The organism is Syntrophales bacterium (assembly GCA_035363115.1).
Taxonomy (GTDB): domain Bacteria; phylum Desulfobacterota; class Syntrophia; order Syntrophales; family PHBD01; genus PHBD01.
Genome location: DAOSEM010000012.1, coordinates 71776 through 94042, shown reverse-complemented (window position 1 = coordinate 94042; position 22267 = coordinate 71776). Strand labels below are relative to the sequence as shown.

Annotated in this window: 22 protein-coding genes; 4 read left to right on the top strand and 18 right to left on the bottom strand. The window is 62.3% G+C overall.

Annotation, left to right across the window (positions count from 1 at the left end):
- Positions 1-249: 249 nt before the first annotated feature.
- The 18 genes from PLO63_17155 to PLO63_17070 all read right to left on the bottom strand — a co-directional run bounded on the left by PLO63_17155 (position 250) and on the right by PLO63_17070 (position 20071).
- On the bottom strand, positions 250-1776 hold the full coding sequence (locus PLO63_17155) for an NAD(P)/FAD-dependent oxidoreductase (protein ID HOI75871.1): 1527 nt from the start codon (positions 1774-1776) through the stop codon (positions 250-252).
- Positions 1777-1809: 33 nt separating this feature from the next.
- Positions 1810-2832 carry a hypothetical protein gene (locus PLO63_17150; protein ID HOI75870.1) on the bottom strand — a complete coding sequence of 341 codons (1023 nt, stop codon included), beginning with the start codon at positions 2830-2832 and terminating at the stop codon, positions 1810-1812.
- 17 nt (positions 2833-2849) lie between these two features.
- Positions 2850-3305: a Zn-ribbon domain-containing OB-fold protein gene (locus tag PLO63_17145; GenBank protein HOI75869.1), complete on the bottom strand. Its 456-nt coding sequence runs from the start codon at positions 3303-3305 to the stop codon at positions 2850-2852.
- Positions 3306-3322: 17 nt separating this feature from the next.
- Positions 3323-3829, bottom strand: a complete 507-nt coding sequence (locus PLO63_17140) for a Zn-ribbon domain-containing OB-fold protein (protein ID HOI75868.1) — start codon at positions 3827-3829, stop codon at positions 3323-3325.
- Positions 3830-3839: 10 nt separating this feature from the next.
- Positions 3840-5009 carry a hypothetical protein gene (locus PLO63_17135; GenBank protein ID HOI75867.1) on the bottom strand — a complete coding sequence of 390 codons (1170 nt, stop codon included), beginning with the start codon at positions 5007-5009 and terminating at the stop codon, positions 3840-3842.
- A 16-nt stretch (positions 5010-5025) separates the two neighbouring features.
- Positions 5026-6171: a hypothetical protein gene (locus PLO63_17130; GenBank protein ID HOI75866.1), complete on the bottom strand. Its 1146-nt coding sequence runs from the start codon at positions 6169-6171 to the stop codon at positions 5026-5028.
- Positions 6172-6307: 136 nt separating this feature from the next.
- Positions 6308-7492: a thiolase family protein gene (locus PLO63_17125; protein ID HOI75865.1), complete on the bottom strand. Its 1185-nt coding sequence runs from the start codon at positions 7490-7492 to the stop codon at positions 6308-6310.
- A gap of 12 nt (positions 7493-7504) precedes the next feature.
- Positions 7505-8290: an enoyl-CoA hydratase-related protein gene (locus PLO63_17120; protein HOI75864.1), complete on the bottom strand. Its 786-nt coding sequence runs from the start codon at positions 8288-8290 to the stop codon at positions 7505-7507.
- 102 nt (positions 8291-8392) lie between these two features.
- Positions 8393-9280, bottom strand: coding sequence for a 3-hydroxyacyl-CoA dehydrogenase family protein (locus tag PLO63_17115; protein ID HOI75863.1), 888 nt, complete (start codon positions 9278-9280; stop codon positions 8393-8395).
- 169 nt (positions 9281-9449) lie between these two features.
- On the bottom strand, positions 9450-11015 hold the full coding sequence (locus PLO63_17110; protein HOI75862.1) for a class I adenylate-forming enzyme family protein: 1566 nt from the start codon (positions 11013-11015) through the stop codon (positions 9450-9452).
- A 247-nt stretch (positions 11016-11262) separates the two neighbouring features.
- Entirely contained in the window at positions 11263-12726 is a 1464-nt protein-coding gene (locus tag PLO63_17105; protein HOI75861.1) for an AMP-binding protein, read from the bottom strand.
- Between the two features lie 84 nt (positions 12727-12810).
- Entirely contained in the window at positions 12811-13455 is a 645-nt protein-coding gene (locus PLO63_17100; protein ID HOI75860.1) for a PHP domain-containing protein, read from the bottom strand.
- Positions 13456-13710: 255 nt separating this feature from the next.
- A complete protein-coding gene (locus tag PLO63_17095; protein HOI75859.1) occupies positions 13711-14850 on the bottom strand; it encodes an acyl-CoA dehydrogenase family protein in 1140 nt (379 codons plus the stop codon).
- A gap of 39 nt (positions 14851-14889) precedes the next feature.
- The gene (locus tag PLO63_17090) at positions 14890-15768 is read right to left on the bottom strand and encodes a SpoIIE family protein phosphatase (protein HOI75858.1); all 879 of its coding nucleotides are present in this window, start codon (positions 15766-15768) and stop codon (positions 14890-14892) included.
- A gap of 10 nt (positions 15769-15778) precedes the next feature.
- Positions 15779-16237 (bottom strand): MaoC/PaaZ C-terminal domain-containing protein, encoded by a 459-nt coding sequence (locus tag PLO63_17085; protein HOI75857.1) that lies wholly within the window; start codon positions 16235-16237, stop codon positions 15779-15781.
- Positions 16238-16319: 82 nt separating this feature from the next.
- Complete coding sequence (locus PLO63_17080) at positions 16320-18122, bottom strand: acyl-CoA dehydrogenase (protein ID HOI75856.1); 1803 nt, start codon at positions 18120-18122, stop codon at positions 16320-16322.
- The gene (locus PLO63_17075; protein ID HOI75855.1) at positions 18123-18728 is read right to left on the bottom strand and encodes a TetR/AcrR family transcriptional regulator; all 606 of its coding nucleotides are present in this window, start codon (positions 18726-18728) and stop codon (positions 18123-18125) included.
- Between the two features lie 158 nt (positions 18729-18886).
- Positions 18887-20071, bottom strand: a complete 1185-nt coding sequence (locus PLO63_17070; GenBank protein ID HOI75854.1) for a CaiB/BaiF CoA-transferase family protein — start codon at positions 20069-20071, stop codon at positions 18887-18889.
- A 200-nt stretch (positions 20072-20271) separates the two neighbouring features.
- On the opposite strand from PLO63_17070, the gene PLO63_17065 reads away from it, so the two are divergent.
- Genes PLO63_17065 through acpP form a run of 4 tightly spaced genes read left to right on the top strand, consistent with a single transcriptional unit; the run spans position 20272 to position 22258 of the window.
- Entirely contained in the window at positions 20272-20805 is a 534-nt protein-coding gene (locus PLO63_17065) for a DUF177 domain-containing protein (protein HOI75853.1), read from the top strand.
- Between the two features lie 18 nt (positions 20806-20823).
- Entirely contained in the window at positions 20824-21009 is a 186-nt protein-coding gene (gene rpmF, locus PLO63_17060; protein ID HOI75852.1) for a 50S ribosomal protein L32, read from the top strand.
- Between the two features lie 31 nt (positions 21010-21040).
- Positions 21041-22006: an ACP S-malonyltransferase gene (fabD, locus tag PLO63_17055; protein HOI75851.1), complete on the top strand. Its 966-nt coding sequence runs from the start codon at positions 21041-21043 to the stop codon at positions 22004-22006.
- Positions 22007-22021: 15 nt separating this feature from the next.
- Entirely contained in the window at positions 22022-22258 is a 237-nt protein-coding gene (acpP, locus tag PLO63_17050) for an acyl carrier protein (GenBank protein HOI75850.1), read from the top strand.
- Positions 22259-22267: the final 9 nt, after the last annotated feature.

The following is a 22267-nucleotide window of genomic DNA, read 5'->3' as shown; positions in this document are numbered from 1 at the left end:
AGCCCCCTCTCCCCGACCGACGTTCGCGGGGGCGCGACCGGGGGTTCCCAGAGGAGCAATCAGGACGTTTTTCCCATCCCTCAAGCCTCTCTGGTTGTTGATGACGCATCACGGGAAAAGCGTCCGCGACAGCGGGAATCCCCGTGGCAGCCCCCGCGCCCAACGCTTTGTTTTGACGTACATTTCTTCGTACGTCGCAACGACGAGGGTGCCGCGCGACGCAGCATCCGGCCTTTTTCAAGGCCAATCTCAACGGATGCCGAAGTCCTTGCCCAGAATCTCCCCCGCACAGATCACGCCCGAGGCGATGGCGCAGTCCATGGCCACGCCGTAGCCCTTGGCGGTATCGCCGGCGAAGAAGAGACCCTTTACGTGCTCTGACCGGACGGGCACCTTCTGGGTCCCCGCCTGGTTGATGCTCTTGGCGACGCCTTCCAGCTTCCAGCAGACCAGGTCGAGCTTCCAGTCGATGCTCTTTTTGAAGCCGGGGTAGATCTCCTCCATGAACTCCGGAAGCCGTGCGACGATCTTCTTCACCAGTTCCGGATTCCGGGACTCCTTCTCCGTCAGGGGCAGGTAGGCCGTGTACAGGTATTTCCCGGCCGGCGCCACGGACGGATCCACGGCGGACTGGATGTTCCAGCAGATGTACACGTCGTAGTCGAAGCCCTCCGATTTCGGAAGGATGCAGGTGTTCTTGAGGCCCATCTTCGCCTCTTCCTCGGGCATGACGAGCTTGTTGAGACCCATGTAGGGGGCGTAGCTGCCGTATCCGTACATGGACTCGACCTTCGTCGACCAGGCCTCGGGGAAGTACTTCCGGTCGATGACCTTGAAGGTGTGCTGGGCGGGGATGTTGCTGACCACCGTGTCGGCCAGGAACGTCTCTTCCCCGGCGGGGGTCTCGACCCGGACGCCGGTTACCTTGCCGCCGTCCACCTTGATCTCGAGGACCTTGGACTGGTAGCGGATCTCGCCGCCGAACCCCTTGAGCTTCTCAACGATGGCCTTGGACCACTCCATGGTGCCGTTGCCGACGAACCCGCCGACCCAGCCCAGGACGTTCCGGGTCAGCTTGGGGCCGAAAGCGTGCTTGAAGTAGCGGAAGATGTCCCCCATGGAGATGTCCTTCGGGTCGTTGATCGTTGAGAAGAGGGTCCCCACGGAGTGCAGGTGGTCGAAGAGGATGTCGCTTTTCGTGATGCCTTTTTCCTCGGCCCATTGCTGGAAGGAGACCTTCTCCAGGCGGTCGATTTCCTCTTCCGGGAGGCCGTAGGCCTCGTAATAGAAGGCCAGGAAGGGGATTTTCATCTCCTTGCCGATCTTCTTGAGCTGTGGATCGACGAAGGTCCCGGCGACGTCGCGGTAGAGTGTTCCCTTGAAGTAGTTTCCGTACATGGCCCCGTGTTTTGCCACCTCGGGGAGCCCCCCGATCAGGTCCTCGAAGTCCAGCATGTAGCCGGCCCCGTTGGCGCTGATGGCGTGATAGCCGATGTCGAGGGTGTAGCCGTCGAGCATGCGGTCCGCCAGGATCTTCTCGATCGCCGGATCGGAGTCCGCGATGTAGGTGAACTGGGAGGCCAGGACCTTTTTGTACCAGTCGAGCCCCTTGTCGGCGATTTCCTTCCCCTGGATGGAGAGGGCCCGTCCCCCCGGCCGGTCGAGCTGCTCGAGAACGAGGACCTTTTTGCCTTCCTTGGCGAGCAGGGTGGCCACGGAGAGCCCTCCGACCCCTGCGCCGATCACGATGGCGTCGTATTTCTTTGCGGATGTCATGACTTTCTTTTCCTTTCTATGCGGTATGGCTTGTTACAGGACCATGAATTCGTGGAGCAGCTCCCCCTTGACGGAGTCCTTCTTTCCGTCGATCTCGATATCCATCGTATAGTCGCCGAGGAACCGGAAATAATACTGGTCCCAGGCGGCCGCCTTGGGAAGCTGCATCGTCTCCACGAGACGGGTCGTGTCGATGGCCAGTTTCATCTTCACGCCCAGGTTGTCCGTTGTGATCACGAGACTCTTTGCGTACTCCTGCCCGATCTTGGGATCCTTCGTGAAGTTCCCGAGCTCCGTGTGCATGATGTTCGTTGAGAGAACGATCTCATTGCCCCGGGCGATGAGCAGGGGCGCGAAGACGGGAGCCTCGGGGTCCCGCGGCAGCACCCACCCGTAGTCGAGGCAGTAGTCGCCGTTGTGGACGCGGCCCCAGTACCAGGACGAGCAGATCTCGTGCATCCGGGCGTTCCCCCAGTTGTGGTCGTGGTAGGCGGCCCCCTTCACGGGGATCGTCCCTTCCTTCATGTACAGCTCGCCCTCGACCTCCGCGTAGGGAACGGGAACGACCCAGCCGGCCACCTTCCCCGTCTCCTCGTTCTTGTAGTTGAATCCCGTTCCCAGCTTCCAGCCGGGGACGACGTTCTTGAGAACGAGCCTTGCGCCTATCTTGTTGATGATCATGGACAGCTCGTAGCGGCCGCCGCCCAGGTCCTTGAGCCAGCTGTCGCCCATGCGGACGTCGCACCAGTCGGGACCGGCATAGGTCTCTTCGGGCTTCCACACGGCGTAGCGCGCCGTCTGCGTGCCGTCGGGCCGGTAGATCATCAGCTGGGTGGTGGGAATGATGGGGTTCATGAACTGGTTCCGGTAGTGGTACGTGAGCACCATGTGGTAGCCGTTGTCGAAGGAGCAGTCCACGTACCACCATTCATAGTAGTCGCCTTCCGTGTAGATGTGGCTGGCATCGTCCCGGCGCTGATAGTTCGCGGGATTCCGCTCCGCTCCGGGAACGCCGTCGAAGGACGCCAGGAAACACCGCTTTTCTTTTTCTTCCATGGTCTTCTCTCCGTTTCTCAGAGGGGTTTGAAGTATTGAATGTCGAGGATGTTCCCCTTGCGGTCTTTCGCGAACACGGGCTGAACCCGCATGCCGATGTGGACATTGCCGAACTCGACCTCGTCGAGGAAATGAGCCATGCCCGTGTCGGCGCCGTCGAGCCGGATGACCGCATAGATGAACGGCGCCGTCCGCGGCTGGATCGGCTCGGCGTAGGTCACGAGGGTGAAGGTCTCCACGGTCCCCAGGGGGCCGATCTCGACCATGTCCTTCAACTCGCCGAAGCAGAACGTGCACACGGACCGGGGGGGCCAGAAGACCTTGTTGCAGGCCTTGCAGGGCGACCCGAGAAGCTTTTTCCGGTCCCGGAGGGATGTGAAAAAACGGCTCCCCGCCTTGCCTGCCCAGTAGTTTCCATGGGCCGTCAGGTGCTGGTCCACTTCGAAGGGTTTGTATTCCGTCTTGTTTTCCATCTTGTCATTCCTCCCCTTCATCGCGATTTCGGTTGGGGCTTCTTCTGCCCCGGCAGGGGCTCGATGTAGCGGATGTCGCTCAGGTCACCGATCCGCTCTTCCTTTGGGCGGAGGACCAGCCGGCAGCGCATGCCCACCCAGACCTTGTCCATGTCGGGCTCGACCTCCACCATGTGGTCCAGGACCGACGTGGCGCCGTCCAGCCGGACGGAGCCGTAGACGAAGGGAGGCTCATGGGGCTTGCCGGTGGTGGGGTCCGTCAGGGGAAGGTACATGATGGTGAAGTTCATCAGGGTCCCCTCGTGGGGCAGCTCGACCCACTTTTCATTTTTCACGTGGCATTCCGCGCAGACGACCCGCGGCGGCAGCTGAACCCGCTTGCACTTCGGGCACTCGACTGCGAAAATCTTTCCATTGTCCCGGAGCTCCGTCAGGCACTTGGTCAGGTACCCCCCCGCCGCGAATCGGTATGGCACATCCACCGTCATGGGGATGGAGATCCATTCTTTGTCTTTTGTCGCCATGGTATCCTCCTTAATCTTCCAGCGTCTTGGACAGGGCGGTCATGACCGTCCAGTTCGTGCCGCCGTAGGCCGTCGTCATGGCCCGGCGCACGTCCCTGGGCACCTGATGCTCCCCGGCGTCTCCCCGGATCTGCAGGGCCGCCTCCCAGACGCGGAGCATGGCGGACGCGCCGATGCAGTTCGTCGACAGGACGCCGCCGGAGGGATTGACGGGAATCGGTCCGTCGATGTTCGTCTTGCCCTGCTCGATGAGCCGGAATCCCTCGCCGGGTCCGCAGAGGCCCAGGTCCTCGTACCAGATCAGCTCCGCCCAGGTCGCCGGCTCGTAGATCTCGAAGACATCGAAGTACTTCGCCGGGTCGTCCACACCGAGCTTCCGGTAGAGGCGGCCGGCAGCGGCCCTCGAGAAGATCAGGCGCTCCGTCTTCACGTCCCGCCAATCGAGCTCGAACTGCTCGTTGTGGGCCGTTTCCATGGCCCGGATCCAGACGGGTTTTTTGCAGCGGGCTTTTGCCGTCTTCTCGTCCGCCAGGATCATGGCACAGGCGCCGTTGGAGGCGGGGCACATGTCAAGCATCCGGATGGGCCAGGCCAGCATCCGGGAGTTGAGGGCGTCCTCGATGGTGATGTCGAGTTTCAGGTGGGCATACTTGTTCTTCCGTGCATTCTGCCGGGCCTTGACGGCCACCATGGCGGAATGCTCTTCCGTGGCGCCCCAGTTGGCGATGTAGGAGGATCCCATCATGGCGAAGTAGCCCACGGCCGCACCGGCCATGGAGCGGCCCCAGAGGGGATTGGCGACGCCGCTCAGGATGGCCCCCGTATCGCCTTCCTCCTGTTTTTCAAAGCCGATGCAGAGGACCTTGTCGAAAAGGCCGCTGGCCACGTGATGGGCCCCGGCGCAGACGGCCGTGGCGCCCACGGTCCCGCCCGTGGTGATCTTGACGCCCTGTTTCCCGTAGGCTCCCGTCCCGTGAACAAGCCAGCAGTCCGTCAGGTGGACGCCTTCGAAGAACTCCATATTACCCAGGATGACCAGGTCGATCTCGTCCATGGTCATGCGGGCGTCCTTCAGCGCGGCGCGGACCGCCTCATTGACCATTTCCGCCTGGTCCACATCGTGGCGGCGCGCTGCATGGCAGGTCTGGCCGCCGCCGATGATGGCTACATTTCGTTTCATGGCTTACCTCCGTCCTTCAGTTGCCGAGTACGACGACGCACTGGTGCTGGCCGCAGAACCCCGTGTGTCCCTGGGCGACAGCGATGTTCGCACCTTTAACCTGGCGCTCTCCCGCTTCTCCGCGGAGCTGGAGAACCGCTTCCGCCACCCGGTTCAGTCCCGCCACGTTGGCGGGAACCCCCGACAGGAGACCTCCCGAGGCATTGACCGGAAGCTTCCCGCCAATGGCGGTAGCCCCGGAGGCGGTGAACCGCCCGGCATCCCCGCGGTCGCAGAGGCCGAGTCCTTCCAGCCAGAGCAGTTCCTGGTAGGAGAACTCGTCGCCCACTTCCGCCAGATCCACCGAACGCCGGGGATTCTTGATGCCGGCCATGGCGTAGGCGCGGCCAGCGGCCTTTTCCAGGGCGAAATTGTCCGCCAGGTCCCGGTCGCCCAGGTAATGGGCGTCGTAACAGGTCCCGATACCGAGAATCCAGACGGGCTTGTCGGTGATCTTCCGGGCCTTCTCCTCCGAGGCGAGGATCAGGGCTACCGCTCCGTCGGTGTCCGGCGCGATGTCGAGCTTGTGCAGCGGCGGGGCCACGGCGGGAGAGGAGAGGACGTCCGCGACGGTAAGGTCGCCGGACTGCGAGGCAAAAGGATTGAGCTTCGCGTTGGCCAGGTTCTTCACGACGACCCGGGCCGCGTCCTCCCGTGTGATGCCGTACTTGTACATGTATCGCCGGGCCTGGAGGGCCGCGGCGGAGGTGAAGTCGAATCCGAGCATCCTTGTGTAGATGGGGTCGAAAGCGACGTTGTTGACGATGTTGCGGTTGGTCTGGGACATCTTGGTGTGGGCCATGATCAGCGTACAGGAATATTCCCCGGAGAGAATTCCGACGGCCCCGTAGAAGACGGCCGTCGAGCCGTCCATGGCCATCTTTTCCTCCGCCCGGAGATGTCCGCCGATGACGTCGGTGATGCCGATGTCCGAGATGGTCTGGCCGTCCCAGATGTCGTGAGAACAGCTGATGGCGCTGTCTATGTCCCCGGGCAGGGCCAGTCCCGTGTCCTTGAGAACCTGGGAGATGGCCTCGTAGGCCATCTCTCCGTAGTTGACGTCGGACCGCTTCGGCGCGAAGCGGGTCTGGGCCACGCCCACAATGGCGACTCGTTCGGTCATGCCTGCCTCCTTCACCGGCGGCCTGCCGTGTCTCTGCCGGAGCGGCGGAGACGGCGCCGGAACGCCGGTCGTGCAAAGATGCCCCGGTGCGCGCGCGTTCACGGGCGCACCGGGGGAAAAGATGGATGGTCTTTCTCTATAGCCGCTCGAAAATCGTCGCGATTCCCTGGCCTCCGCCGATGCAGAGGGTGGCCAGCCCGTAGCGCCCGCCGGTCCTCTGCAGGTGATGGAGAACCGCCAGGCTCAGGCGGCCGCCGCTCATGCCGTTGGGGTGTCCGAAGGCGATGGCGCCCCCGTAGGGGTTCCACTTTTCCGGGTCGACGGCATGGCCGTTTTTCTTCAGCTCCTTCATCACGGCCAGGGTCTGGGAGGCGAAGGCCTCGTTGCATTCCACGATGTCCATGTCCGCCAGTTTCAAGCCGGCCCGGTCCAGGGCCTTCGGAATGGCATAGGCCGGTCCGATCCCCATGTACTTGGGCTCCACGCCGGCCAGGGCACAGGTAACGAAGCGGCCCAGGGGCTTGAGCCCCAGGGATTCGCATTTTTCCTTAGCCATGAGAAGGAGGGCCACGCCCCCGTCGTTCATGCCCGAGGAGCTCCCGGCGGTGACGGTACCGCCTTTCTTGAAGACCGGCTTGAGCGATGCCAGCTTCTCCAGCGTCGTCGCCCGGGGATGCTCGTCCCGGTCGAAGATGACGGGATCGCCCTTCCGCTGGGGGATCGTGACGGGTACGATCTCTTCCTTGAAATACCCCGCCTCGATGGCCTTGATCGCCAGAGTCTGGCTCCTCAGGCCGAATGCATCCTGCTCCTCCCGGGAGACGCCCCACTCCTCCGCCAGGATCTCCGCCACGATTCCCATGGGGGCGTTCGTCTCCGGCGTCGGGCCCACTTCCTTGGTGATGAAGGCGTTGGGCGCCAGGGAGAAGGGGACCTTCTGGCGCTCCATCAGGTACGGCGCGTTGCTCCAGCTTTCACACCCGCCGGCGATGTAGGTGTCGCCGAAGCCCGCCAGGATGGCCATGGCGGCGGAATTGACGGTCTGCAGGGCTGAGCCGCACTGCCGCTCCACCGTCTGGGCTGTTACGGTGACGGGGAATCCCGCCTTCAGGACCGCCCAGCGGCCGATGTTGACGGCGGCGTTGTTCGTGCAGGCGTGGCCGATGAGGACGTCCTCCACGATGGCCGGGTCGATCTTCGTTTTTTCGATGAGCCCCTTGAGGGCGAAGGCGGCCAGTTCCTCGGGGCGGAACCCGGAGAGGGCGCCGCCCATCCGGCCGATGGGCGTCCGGACGCCGTCGACGATGTATACTTCTCTCATGTCCAAACCTCCTTACTTGCCCGTGAAGGCGGGCTTCCTCTTCTCCAGGAAGGCGTTCATGCCCTCGACGCGGTCCTGTGACCCGAAACACATGCAGAAGCAGCGCGCCTCAATGGAAAGTCCTGTCCGAAGATCCGCCTGGATGCCCATATTGATGGCTTCCTTGCCCATGGCCAGGGCGATGGGGCTTTTGGAGGCAATGCGCTTCGCCAGCTTTGCCACGGCGTCGTCCAGTTCCGCCTTCGGGACCAGCATGTCCACCAGGCCGATACGGTAGGCCTCCTCGGCCTTGATGTGCTCGCCTGTCAGGACCAGCTTCTTGGCCATGCCCACGCCGCAGGTCCGGGCGAGGCGCTGGGTTCCGCCGTAGCCGGGGATGATGCCCAGGTTGATCTCCGGAACGCCCATGATGGCCGTGTCGGCGGCGACGCGGATGTCGCAGCACAGGGCCAGCTCCGTTCCTCCGCCCAGGGCGATGCCGTTGATCCGGGCGATGACGGGTTTCTGGAAGTGTTCGATGTTCCAGGTGATCTGCTGCCCCGCCGGGAGGCCGTGGATGACGTCCAGGTAGCCGGCTCCCTTGGCCATGATGGAGATGTCTCCTCCCGCGACGAAGGCCTTGTCGCCTGTGCCGGTAAGCACAACCACTCGGATGGCGTCGTCCTTCTCGATTCCGTTCAACGCATCCTGGATCTCGAACATGGTGTTGTCCCGGATGGCGTTGAGCACTTCCGGCCGGTTGATGGCGATCGTCGCCACGGCCCCGTCCTTCGTTACAATGATGTCTTTGTACTCCATGGAATGATCCTTTCTTTCCTTGTTTGATAGATCGCCTTCATCCGTTCCGGCAACGGTCCCGGGGAAGCGTCCGTCTTGCCCGTGGAACGGGACGGATCCGGTTCAGAAAACCTTGAAGGGTTTCTTCGTCCCGTCCGGCAGGTAGTCATAGAAGCCCTTGCCGTTCTTGAATCCCAGGCGGCCGGCCTCGATCATCTTGCGGTACAGGATGTTCAGCTTGTCCGCCTCGGAATGGGTGTACTCGAAGACCGAATCCTGGGCCATCTGGATGACGTCGAAGCCACCGAAGTCAGCCAGCTCGCAGGGCCCCATGGGGTGTCCCGCACCCAGCTTCATGGCCGTGTCGATGTCCTCCGCCGTGGCGGTCCCCTCGAGGACCATCTGGGCGGCCGTCATGTAAAGGGGGCCCAGCAGGCGGTTCACGATGAACCCGGGTGTGTCCTTGACCTTGATCGGGGTCTTTCCCAGGCGCTTCATCGTATCCATGGCGATCTCCACGGTCTTGTCCGCCACGCCGACAGGGCAGATGATCTCGACGAGCTTCATCACCGCGGCGGGATTGAAGAAGTGGGTTCCCACGACCTGGTCCTTCCGGTTGGTCGCCCCCGCGACGGCCGTGACCGACAGGACGGAGGTGTTTGTGGCCAGGATCGTTTCGGGCTTGCAGAGTTTATCCAGCTCCGCGAAGATCTTCTTCTTCAGGTCCAGGTTCTCCGGGACGGCCTCGACGACGAAGTCGGCATCCTTCACGGCCTCTGCCAGGTCCGTGGAGGTTTTCAGGCGGCCCAGGATGGCCTTCATCTGGTCTTCCGCCAGTTTCCCCTTTGCGACCCGCTTGGCGAGGCTCTTCTGGATCCGGGCGGCTCCCTTCTCGACGAACTCCGTGCTGACATCGTAGAGGACTGCGTCAAAACCCGCCTGGACGGCGGCCTGGGCGATGCCGTGGCCCATGGTTCCGGCTCCCAGAACGGTGAAATTTTTTACTTCCATGATGATGACTCCTTTCTTTGGTTATCCGTTCCCGTCCGCTCGGGTGGAACGGGCTGTTTCAGGCGCCCCCTGCGGATGAAGGGCGGAAGGCGGCTCCGGAGGGGTGGAGACCGGTCCTTCCCTCCCTTTCATCCAAGAAGAATGGCGCAAAAATCTCGTTTTTTGTGGATCAGGCCGGCTTTTTAAACTCCTTTTTGATTTCTTCGTAGAGGTCGAGCTTCTTCACCTTGCCCAGCAGGGTGAGGGGGAGCTGGGCCCGGAAAATGACGTCCTCGGGGATCTTGTAGTTCGCCAGCCTGTCCTTGAGGAACTCCCGGATGCCCTCGGCCGTCGGGTTCGTCCCCGGCTTCGGCATGATGTAGGCGCGGCCCACCTCGCCCATGACGGGATCGGGCCTCCCGACGACGGCGCTCATCAGGACGTCGGGATGCTTCGCCAGGGCCTCCTCCACCTCCGGCGGGTAGACGTTCTCACCTCCGCGGATGAACATTTCCTTCTTCCGGCCCACGATGACGAGGGAGCCGTCCTCTTCGATGCGGCCCATGTCGCCTGTGTGGAAGTATCCCTTGTCGTCGAATACCCGCCGGTCCTCGTCGGGACGCCTCCAGTAGCCCTTCATGACGGGATCGCCCTTGATGGCGATCTCGCCCACCTCGCCCCGGGAGAGGATGGTGTTCCGCTCGTCCATGATGACGAGGTCCACCCCCGGGATGGCCCGGCCGACGGCGTATTTCAGCTTCTCCTCGCCGTGGTCCGGGTGGGTGAAGGTGACGGCGCCGCTTACCTCGGTGAGCCCGTAAGCATTCCGGGGCATGACGCCCATCTTTCCCCGGATCGCCAGGATCAGCTCCGACGGGCAGGGCTGGCTGGAGACGATGGCCACCTGGATGGACTGCAGGCTGTATTTCTCCACGTTCGGGTTCAGGAGCTCCAGGGCGTACTGGGCCGGCACCTGGCCGATGACGGTGATCTTCTCCTTTTCAATGATCTTGAGGGTCTCCTCGGGGTTGAACATGTCCATCATGACGAGGGTATTGCCCGCGTTCAGACAGGCGATGACGGCCATGACGGCGCCGCCGACGTGGTTCAGCGGGATGTTCAGGAGGAGCCGGTGGTCTCCGGAGAAGCCGGTGCTGGCGATCTGGCCGTCGGTATAGGAGATCAGATTCCGGTGGGTCAGGACAGAGGCCTTGGGCACGCCGGTGGTTCCGGACGTGTAGATGAACAGGGTCGGATCGTCCGGCTGTACGGCCGATTTCGCCTTCGTCAGATCCGGTCCCGGATCGGAGAGGAAATCATCGTACGGAATCATTCCGGCCGCGGCCTTGTCTCGCTCCAGGATCACGACCTGCCGGAGGGTGGAGAGCTCGCTCCGGACGGAGGCCAGGCTCTGCAGGAAGTCCAATCCCAGGAATCCCGCCGTCATGGCGAGGACGGAGATCCCGGCGTCATCGATGACGAAGCGGACCTCCTGGGGCGTGAAGCGCCAGCTCACGGGGACCGCCACGGCGCCGATCTTTGCCGCTCCGAGGTAGAGAAAGACATTTTCCGGCCAGTTGGGGATGTAGATGCCGACCCGGTCTCCCTTCCGGACCCCGAGCCTGAGGAGCCCCGCGGCGACGCGGTCCGTCTGTTCGTCATAATCCCGGAACGTAAATCGCCGGTCCTGGAAGACAACGGCTTCCCGGTTTGGACGTTCCGCAGCGTATTTCTTGAGAAAATCTCCCAGCACCATGGTTTTGCCCTCCTTTTGTCTGGCTCCCTGCATGGATGTCGGTTGGTTTCCCCTTATCGTCCCGGTGCGGACGGGCGCTCCTGTTGTGGAGCAACCCGCCCGCCGGGAAGGATCTTTTCCGCCGGCGCCGCTTTTCCCATCCGCTTTCCCCCGCGTGTACCCCGCGCCTCGAGGGGAAGCGGTGGCGCCGGAAACCGGTCGTCCGCTTCCCCCGTCGGTCGGGGAAGGGAGGCGATGGCGTCGCCTTTTATTCCTTGGGCCGCTGGTCGACGATCCGGGTGGCCTTCAGGGTCTGGCCCGGATTGAAGATCTCCGCGAACGGCACGAACTCCACCTTCGGTGTCAGCTCCACGGCCCGCTTGACTTTTTCCTTCAGCTCCACTTCCATTTTGGCCTTGTCCACGCCCTCGTCGGCCCCGACCTTCAGGATCAGGAGGTCCATGGAGTAGGGATCGTCGGCCTTTTCCTTGGTGACGATGAACTGGTACTCGATGACGCCCGGCGTGTTGGCCACGGCGTCCCGCATGGTCTCCGGGTTGATGAGGGTCCCCTTGACCTTCATGAGCTCGCTGGTCCGGGTGCCGTAGGTGCTGCCCACGGTCGTCACGATCCGCTGGTCGTTGCGGCCGCAAATGGGGCAAGGCTCGTTCGTGATGGCGACGATGTCGCCCACGAGATAGCGCAGCAGGCAGGTGCCCCGGCGATCCAGGTGGGTGATGCACAGGAGCCCCGGCTCCCCGTCGGGTTTGCGCTTCCCGTTCTCGTCCACGGCCTCGAAATAGTACATCTGGGGCACCCCGCAGTGGGCCCCGCCCAGCTCCGCGCACTCCTGGAAGGCCGTCTGGCTCTCGGTGAACCCGAAGGCGTTGCTGATGAAGACCTCGCCGGCCCCCATCTTCTGGAGGCGCTTGCGCATGTCGTCCCGCATCCCCTTGGGCACCGCCTCGCCCAGGGCCTGGATCTTGTTGATCCGGGAGAGATCGCGCCCCTGCTCCTCCGCGGTCATGATGAGCCGCCGGATGTAGGAGGCGATCCCCGAGAGGGCGTTGACCTTCTTCTTCTCGATATCCTCGATGGCCTGCTGCATGGAGCGATGAATGCTGTAGGGGAATCCGGGCAGGGGCGCGCCGGTGAAGCCCCAGCACATCGTCATCCCCACGGCGGAGGCGAAGTGGACCGTCTTGTAGTATCCGATGTGGGGAATGAAGTGGAACGGGAAGAGGTTCATGAGGATGTCGTCGGGCTCGAGGTAACAGATCTTGCAGCCGATCCGGAACATCCAGGTCTGCAGGAACATGTCGTAGGTCGTGTTGTAGAAACGGGAGGGAAGCCCCGTGGTCGTCCCGGTGGTGTACGTGATCTCGTAGAGGATGTAATCCATGATCTTGGCGAAATCCATGTCCAGCTTGAAGGATTCGCCCCGGTCCTTCATGTAGTCGGCCTTGCTCGTGACGGGGATCTTTTCCAGGTCGTCGACGCTCTTGATCGACTGGGGATCGACGCCCCACTCCTTGAACTTCTCCCGATAGAAGGGGCTCTGCTTCTCCAGCCTCTCCATCTGGGCGACCAGGTTGGCGTCCTGGGCGCTCCGGATCTCCTCCCTGCTCTTGAAGGCGAGGTCCAGCGGCTGGTCCCCTTTGTACAGGGGAATACTGTCGATCCAGGCCATGATCTCTTCTCGGTTCCGCGGTGCTTTGAACGCTTTCGACATGCTTTCTCCTCCTTATTTAGATTGACTGGTCAGTCATGTCTGTGGGCACAAAGAACATCGCTTCCAGAAACGGGATGAATGGCTTTACACGGCCTTCAGGCACCGTGCGGTGACACGGCGGGCCCGGATTGCTTCGCAGAGGCCCTCCATGTCGCTGATGGGGTCCGGAAACACCGTCCGGCAGAGGCCGACGCTCCTCAAGTCATGGGCGTCGCTGCAGCCGATGCCGGCCAGGTTCCGCTTTTTCATAGCCTCCTCCGCCAGGGTGGCGCTTTCGCGGTCGTAGGAGGGATGGGCCACCTCCAGTCCGTCCAGGTCGTAGTCGTAGACCCGGAACCCGGCGCCGTAGAAATCGCTGTTGGAGGATACGATTTTCTTGAAGGGGTGGGCCGCGATGACGACGCCTCCCTCCCCGTGAACCAGTTCGAGGATCGTCTCCAGGGAACGGCTCGATCCGAGGCTGCGGGGATATCCGAACAGCAGAAATTCCCCCTGGAATTCCCCGCGCCGGGTGTAGCAGGCCACCTCCTGGCCTGCCAGGACGAGCAGGTCCTTCACGCCGCTGGTTTCGACGAGCTCCTGAAGGTTGTCGTCGGACCAGCGGATCCCGTGCTCCGTCAGGACGATGCCGTCCAGACCCGCTTCCCGGGCCTTCCGGAGAAGGCCCGACGGGGGCAGGTTGCTGCAACCGGAGTATCTATTGGTATGGATGTGAAGATCCATCTCCATGTGAACAATTCCGCGGGCCGTTGAAAAATACCCGTATGCTGCGTTTCCCTCATCCTTCGCCATTCGACGTACCGAAAAAGTACGACTCATGGTTCAGGATATCGGGGGCCTTGCCTCCGGGCATTTTTGAACAGCCCTTTCTCTCGTTCATAAACTGATCTGCTTGCTGATCGCTTCATTCATAATCTTGTACGAGTCGAGTGGCACGGGATCAGGGCAACGCCGCAGACAGCCCTTTTTCAACAGCCCGTCCCATTATAAACCCATTTGTTTGCTGATCACTTCATTCATGATCTCGTACGTCCCGCCGCCGATGGCGAACAGGCGGGAGTCGCGGTAGAGCCGCTCCACCAGGTATTCCCGGCAGTAGCCATAGCCGCCGTGGATCTGGACGGCGTCGTAGACCACCCGGTCGCAGACCTTCGTGGCGAAGTTCTTCGCCATGCAGGCCTCCTTGTAGGCGGGCAGGCCGTTGGCGAGCCGGGCGGCGACGCTGTAGCTCATCTGCTTGGCCGCCTCCACCTGGGTCGCCATCTCAGCGAGCTTGTGGCGCGTCACCTGGAAGCCCGTCAGGGGCTTGCCGAAGGCGATCCGCTCCTTGGCGTACTTGATCGATTCTTCGAGGGCCATCTCCGCCACGGCGTGGGCTTCCACCGAGAGGTAGAGGCGCTCCTTCTGGAAATTCACCATGATCCCGACAAACCCCTTGTTTTCGACTCCCAGGAGGTTCTCCGCCGGGACCTCGCAGTCGTCGAAGCTCAGCTCCGCCGTGTCGGAGGACCACCAGCCCATCTTCTCGAGCTTCTTCGAGCAGGTGAATCCGGGCGTCCCCTTTTCGATGATGAGGAGGCTGATGCCGCCGTGGCCCGGTCCGCCGGTCCGGACGGCGGTGGTTACATAGTCCGCCCGGCTGCCGCTGGTGATGAAGGTCTTCGAGCCGTTGACGATGTACTTGTCGCCTTTCCGGACGGCCCGGGTGAGGAGGTTCGCCACGTCGGAGCCGCCGCTCGGCTCCGTCACGCCCAGGACGGCGATCTTGTCGCCCGCCAGGACCGGGGGGACAAACTTCTGCTTTTGCTCTTCCGTGCCCAGGGCCAGGATGGGGGGCACGGCGATGGCGCTGGAGCCGAGGCTCGACGGGAGGCCGACGGCGCCGCAGCGCATGATCTCCTCCGTGTAGGCCACCTGGTGAAAGATGTCTCCCGGCGTTCCGCCGTATTCCTCGGGATAGCCGAGCCCGATAAAACCGGCGTCCCCGGCCTTCTTGTACAGCTCCAGGGGGATGATCCCCTCCTCTTCCCACTTTTCGAGGTGTGGCGCGATCTCCCGGGCGACGAACCGCCGGACGCTGTCCCTCAGCATGTCGTGTGATTCACCGAAATAGTCGTTGTACATGGATCTGTCCTTTTGCTTCTGGAATCCTCTTGATTCCGTTCAGTATATGGCCGGGTGGCCGTCTCCGGTGCCCGGAACGTGGATTGTGTAGCCGTCTCCCGGAGGATGCCCCTCGAAATCCCTTGTTCTCCGCTGCTCTTCCGCGGCGCTGGTTCCCCCGAGGATGAAGGGGGGGCCGTCGCCCGTCCCTCCGGAGGGGGAAAGACAGAGGACCGCCGCATCGTCCAGGACCTGCCCGGGCCGGTCGTACCGCTCGAACAGGATGTCCGGGAGCTCTTCCACGGGATGCCGCCTGCAGACCTCGCCGAGCTCCCCGGCGTCGTCCTCCCCCGACGGGAGCAGGGTGGCGAAGCCGTCCGTGGCGAAGACCAGGCGGGACGAGGCGTCCAGGGAAATTTCCTCGACCTGCGAAAACCGGTCGGCCCGGCCGACGAACCAGAAGTTGTTTTCCGTCAGCCTCCGCACCGTGCCGTTTTCCATGTCGATCCGGTACAGCAGGCTGTCGCCCGCGTGAAACAACAGGCCCTGAAGGCCCGTTTCCATCCGGAAGAGCAGGACTCCCGTAAAGGTGCAGCCGTCGGACGGGTAAAGATCCCGGATCAGCATTGCTGCAGCCAGGAGCACACGTTCCCGGAGGATGGCCGCTTCGTCCTCCCGGAGAACCCGGTCAGCCCGCAGATCCGGAAGCCCGTCCAGGATCGTATTGAAGCCTTCCATGATCCGCCGGACCGCCCGGGGATTCCGGTCGGATCCGTCCCCGACGGCGAAGAAGCCCTTGTCGGGGTAAATCAGGATTCCGTCGCCGACTCCCGCAGCCGGCGACGATCCCGTCGATCCCGCCCGGATCCGCGCCCCGAGAAGACCGGGGCGGCGGACCGAACGGCGGTGATGATTAAAAAGATAGCCCGGGTCTTGCAAGGTACCCTGCTCAGCCTTTCGGTTTTCTCCCGCAGAGGGCCCTCGTCGTATAGATCACGACATCTTCGCCCCGCTGGTTCTTGATGGCGTTCTTCGAGACGATGACGCCCGTCTTGTCGTCCTTCATGTCGATTTTATCCACGGTGACTTCGCAGTGGATCGTGTCCCCGATCTTGACGGGGCCGGTGAACCGGACCGAATCCATTCCGTAAAAGGCGATGAAAGACTTGGGCAGGGCGACGTACTGGCCGAGCCGGAAGATGAGGGCGCTGCCGATGCACAGGCTCAGCATGCCGTGGGCGATCCGCTCGCCGAAAAACGCCTTCTTGGCGAACTCGACGTTGGTATGAATGGGGTGCCAGTCCCCCGTCAGCATGGCAAAGAACGTGATGTCCGTCTCGGTGATGGTGCGGGCGGGCGATTTCAGAACTTCTCCAACTGCGTAATCTTCCAAAAACAGCTTGTCCATGACTTCTCCTCTCTTGAAATGGTGTCTCCCCTTATCCGGGATATAAAGGGCATCGGCCTTTATATCCCTTTTCCTCTTCCTCCTACAAGCTGTCTTCCGGGATGCGGACGGCCGAGTCGTCCCGGAGCCGGATGATGCGGGCCCGCCCGAAGACCTGGGGGAGGAGGTTGTTTGCATAGTAGGCCGCGGTGTGCGCTTTTCCTTCATAGAAGGCCCGGTCCACTTCACTGAGGTCCCCGGCCTGGAGCTTGTCCCTGGCGATGAGGGCCTGCTCCAGGAGCAGATGGGCAATGGCGACCTCGGCGACACAGTCGAGGAAGCGGGTGGAGGTCAGGGGAACCAGGTCCACGTTCCCTTCCTTGAGGAAGGAGCCGTAGAGCAGGGCCAGCTCCATGACCGTCTCGAGGGCCTCCTCCAGGAGGGTGAATTCGCCGGAGAGAACACCCACCTTCTGCCCCTTCCGGATCAGGTCCATGACTTCGTCCATCCAGTCCCGGAAGACCTTTCCGCCTTCCATGTTCAGCTTCCGGCCAATGAGGTCCACCGACTGGATGTAGTTCGTGCCGTCCCAGATGGAGAGGATCTTGCAGTCCCGGGTGTACTGCTCTACCGGGTACTCCTTGGTGAAGCCGTAGCCGCCGAGGATCTGGATGCCTTCCCGGCCCAGCTCGAAGATCCGGTCGGAGCCGTAGGCCTTCACCAGGGGTGTCAGGAACTCCAGCCTGCCCAGGGCGGTCTTTCGCTCCTCTTCCGTGGCCGCCGACTTGGACAGGTCCTCCATGTAGTAGGCCTTGAAGACCAGGGCCCGCATGCCTTCCGTTATGGACTTGATGTTCATCAGCATCCGCCGGACGTCCGCGTGCTCCACGATCCGCACCCGCTCTCCCTTCCTGCCGAAGGGCACACCCTGGATGCGCTCCCTGGCGTAGGCCAGGACGTTGGCGTAGATGTTCGTCCCGAAGGCCACCGACTCCAGGCCCACGGCCATCCGGGCCAGGTTCACCATGTCGAACATGTAGGCCAGGCCCATGCCGGCCTGGCCGATCAGGTAGCCGCGGCAGTTCCCGTTCTCGCCGAAGTTCATGACGCAGGTGGCCGAGCCGTTGAGGCCCATCTTGTGCTCGATGCCGATGCAGGACACGTCGTTGGGCTCTCCGAGGGAGCCGTCCTCGTTCACCCAGATCTTGGGCACCGCGAAGAGGGATACGCCCTTGGCGCCCGCCGGGGCCCCCTCGATCCGGGCGATGACGAGGTGGATGATGTTTTCCACCAGGTCGTGCTCGCCGGAGGTGATGAAGATCTTCGTACCCTGGATCCTGTACAGGTCCCCGTCCGGCGTTGCCTTCGTCGAGACCATGTGGGCGTCGGAGCCGACCGCCGGCTCGGTGAGGCACATGGAGCCGCTCCACGTCCCGTCGTACATCTTCCACAGGAAGCGGTCCTTGAGCTCCGGCGTTCCGTACTTCTCGATCATCGCCCCGTTGCCGGGTCCCATGCCGGCGTAGCAGCCGAAGGCGAAATTGGCGGCCATGAAGAATTCCTGGGCCGCCTCGGCGATGACCAGGGGGAGGCCCTGGCCGCCGAAATCCTGCTTCGTGGCGAGGGCGAACCAGCCGCCCTCCTGGAACACCTTCCAGACTTCATGGAATGATTTGGGTGCCGTGACCCGGCCGCCCTCGAACCGGGCTCCCTCCCGGTCCCCGTCCTGGAACGTCGGCGCCATGACGTCGGCGGCGATCTTCTGCGCCTGCGAGAGAATCATGTCGAAGTCCTCCCGGGTGAAATCCCGGTAGGCCTCCAGCTCGAGGAGCCGCTCGATTCCCAGCTGCTCATAAAGGACGAACCGAAGATCCCGGTCGTCCCGCTTGTAAAAGTTCTGGCCCATTCAAACCTCCCTCTTGGAAAGCCCCTGCTTGATTACTGAAACGATCTGTTCCTTGGCCTGTTCGATGGGGAATTCCTCATGGTTGAATTCGGGGTTGTAGACGTACTGACGGATCGTCATGTCCACGGCCCCGTAAATTATATAGGATGCAATCAGGGGTGAGATCTCCCTGCAGTAAATGCCCTGCTCCTGTCCCTCACGGAAGACGTCCGCCAGGTTTTTCAGGAAGGCGTTGTATACTTTCCAGTTTTCCGGCGAGTAGAACTGCGAGTGGCGGGGCACGTCCATGATGAGCACTTTCATCATGTCCGAATTGTGCTGATAGCTCCGGAAGATGAAGTCGATGATGGCCAGGATTTTCTCGCTTGGATCGGAGACGGCCTGATTGATCTCGGCCATCTTCTCGAGGAGCACCTGCCACCGCTCCCGGAAGATCGAAAGGAGGATGTCGTCCTTGCTGGAGAAGTAGTGGTAGAGGGAGCCATAGGCCACCCCGGCCTCCGTCGAGATGTCCAGGGTCCGGCTGGAGTAGTACCCCTTCTCGGCGAAGACCCGGACGGCGGCTTCCAGGATGGTGTCGCGTTTGGTCTGCGTCTTCTCCGCCATATCGGTTTCCTCCTTGTACGGAAGCGGATTGGTCGACGACGGGCGGGGCCGGCGGTCCGGTACCGCCGCGGGATCTTTCATCCGCGGCGGCCGGACGTTACGGCCCGGAATCAAAAGCGCTTTTCCCGCCGATTGGTCGTCATGGGTGCTTCCGTCCGTCAGATGATACCCTTTTCTTTCAGAGGCGCAAGCTCCGCCTCTCCCATTCCCAAGAGCTCGCCGAAGACTTCCGCATTGTGCTGGCCGACGTCCGGGGACGCTCCCTCGACGGGGAGGATCTGGCCGTCGATCTTGATGGCCACACCGGGGACCTTCACCTTGAGGCCGCTGGAGTGGGTCACTTCCGCGACCAGGCCGCGGGCCTCGGAATGCGGATTTTTCAGCATGTCGCCCGCATTCTGGATGGGCGAGCAGGGCACGCCGTTTTTCATCAGCATGCCGAGCAGTTCCATGGTCCCATGCTGAACCGTCCAGCCGACAATGATCTCCCGGAGCGCGGCCTCGTTCACGCAGCGCTGATAGTTGTCGGCGAATTTCGGGTCTTCCATCAGGTCCTCGCGTCCCATCACCTTGGCGAGGGCGCCGAAGTTGTTGTTGTTCGCCGTGGCGATCATGAGCCAGCCGTCCTTCGTCTTGAAGGTGTCGAAGGGGGTGACGTAGGCGAGGCGGTTGCCGAAGCGCTGCACTTCCTTGCCCAGGTTCATCGGGCTGAGGAACGGAACGTCCTGGGTGTTGAGGACGCAGTCGAGCATGGCGACGTCCACGTGCATGCCCTGGCCCGTCGTCCGGGCCTGGAGGACGCCCATCACGATTCCAAGGGCTCCGAAGGTCCCGCTGAGGTAATCCACGGCGGCATTGCCGGTTCTCGTGGGGGCGCCGTCGGGGAAGCCCGTGGACATCATCATGCCGCTCATGGCCTGGATGACCGCGTCGTAACCCGGCAGGGGGGAGAGGGGGCCGAACTGGCCGAATCCGGAGATGGAGCAGTACACGATCTTGGGGTTGATGGCCTTGATGGTCTCGTAGTCGATGTTCCAGCGCTTCATCGTGCCAGGGGTGTAATTCTCAAGGATAACATCCACTTTTGCGGCCAGCTTGCGGAAGAGCTCCTGTCCCTCCGGCTTGTTCAGGTCGATCGAGAGTCCTTTTTTGGCCCGGTTGATGCTGACGAAGCCCAGGGGTACGCCATCTTTCTGGGGGGGGAACAGCCGCGAGTCCTCTCCCCGGCCCGGCCGCTCCAGCTTGTAGACTTCTGCGCCGTAGTCCGCCAGAAGGGCGCCACAGTACGGCCCCGAGATGGAACTGGTGAAATCGATTACCTTCACGCCTTTCAAAGGTTTCATCATTCTCTCCTTTCCCTTTGACTTTACAGGATGATCCTGTGATGTGGCAAAAAGTGACTGACCAGTCAGTCACAAGACGATTAACGAGATCCCGCTGCCTTGTCAAGGGATTTTTTTCACGGATCCTCCGCCGAGAAATTGCTTGACAAGGTACGGGTTTTGTCCTTTATTCAGCCCTTTCTTCCGGATGAGGTGTTTCCATGCAAATCCCCATCGGACAGATTCCCGAGGAAGGCAGAGCCTGTTCCTTTCATAAAGGGGAGGGCTGGCTGGAGGAGTTGCCGGGCGGAAGCGGGCCGTTGGGGTTCACGGTCGGCGGAGTCCAGGTCTCCTGCACCCTCAAGAAGGTCCGTGAGGCGATTTACGTGGAGGGCTCCCTGGTAACGGAGGTTCAGGGCGAGTGCTGCCGCTGCCTGGAAAAAGCACGGTTGCCAATCCAGTGCGAATTCCGCTATATCTTTCTGCCCGAACCGGATATACACGCGGAGGAAAAAGAGCTGTCCCGGGATGACCTGGATTGTGTGTATTACCGGGAGGAGATCATCGATCTGGACCCGGTGATCTACGAGCAGATCATGCTTCAGGTTCCGATGAAGATGCTCTGCCGGGACGACTGCCGGGGATTGTGCGGTTCCTGCGGGGCCAACCTGAACCGGGAGGCCTGTACATGCCCCCCCCGCGGGGGGGACGAGCGCCTCGCCGTGCTGAAAAAACTGAAGTTGAAAAATTCTTGAAAACGAGGAACATCGGTCATGCCAAACCCAGTCAAGCGACACTCCAAAACCCGCCGGAACAAGCGAAGATCCCACGATTTCCTGACCCCGGCCCAGGCGTCCGCCTGCCCGCAGTGCGGCGAGCCGAAACTTCCCCACCGCGTTTGCCCCAATTGCGGCACCTACAAGGGCCGCGAGGTCGTGCCGGCGGAAAAACTGTCGTAGTCCGAGCCGGCCGTTCAGGAGAGGGCCGTCCATGTTCCGACTGGGACTGGTTTTTCCCGGACAGGGATCGCAGTATGTGGGAATGGGCAGCGACCTGTACCGCGAGTACGCCGCCGCCCGCGAAGTCTTCGACCGGGTCCGGGACATCCTTGGCTTCGATGTGGCCTCCCTCTGTTTCGAGGGACCCCGGGAAGCTCTGGACCTTACGGTCAACACCCAGACGGTTGTTCTGACGCTGGAAATCGCCATCTACGAAGCTTTCCGCCGCGAGGTGCCGCTGGCTCCCGAAGTCCTGGCCGGCCACAGCCTGGGAGAATACGCGGCCCTCTATGCCGCCGGCGCCCTGTCCCTGGAACACCTTTTCCCCCTCGTCCGGGCCCGGGCCAGATACCACCAGGACGCCGTTCCCCTGGGGGAAGGGGCCATGGCGGCGATCCTGGGACCCGGAGAGGATGACGTACGGGAAGCCTGCAACAGGGTTTGCTCCGACGGGGAGGAGGTTACCCTGGCCATCCACAACGCTCCCGGTCAGACCGTCGTTTCCGGGCATTCCGCGGCGGTGGAGCGGGCAGTGGAAGAGATTCGGCGGACCGGCGGAGCCCAGGCGGTGAAGCTGCCCATCAGCGTTCCCTGCCACTGCAGCCTGCTTGCCCCGGCCTCGGAGCGCCTCCGGGAGGACCTGGAGGGGATCCCCTTCGGGGAGTTTGCCGTGCCCGTCATCCCGAACTGCGATCCCGGCGTCTTCTATACCCGCGAAACAGCCAGGGATCTTCTGTGCCGGCAGATCGTCCAGCCGGTCCGATGGAAAGAGACCATCGAAAAAATGGCCGACCTGGGGTTGGATACGATCCTGGAGATGGGGCCCAAGCGCACCCTGTCGGCCCTCATCAAACGCATCGACCGGAGGTTCCGCCTGCTGAGCGTGGAGAACGCGGATTCCCTGAGGAAAACCGCGGCGCTCTTCGCGGAGGAGATGGAGCCGAAACTGCAATCCTGAAGGAGGAAACGGTTCATGACACTGGAGGAAAAGGTCATCAACATCATCATGGAGCAACTCGGCGTAACGCGCGAGGAGTGTGTTCCCGAGGCAGCCTTCATCGAGGACCTCGGCGCCGACTCCCTGGACCTGGTGGAACTGATCATGGAGATGGAAGAAAACTTCGGCATCACCATCGCCGATAACGAACTGGAAAAAATCCGCACCATCCAGGACGCCATCGACTTCCTCAAGAGCAAGGGTGTTTCCTGATCAATCATC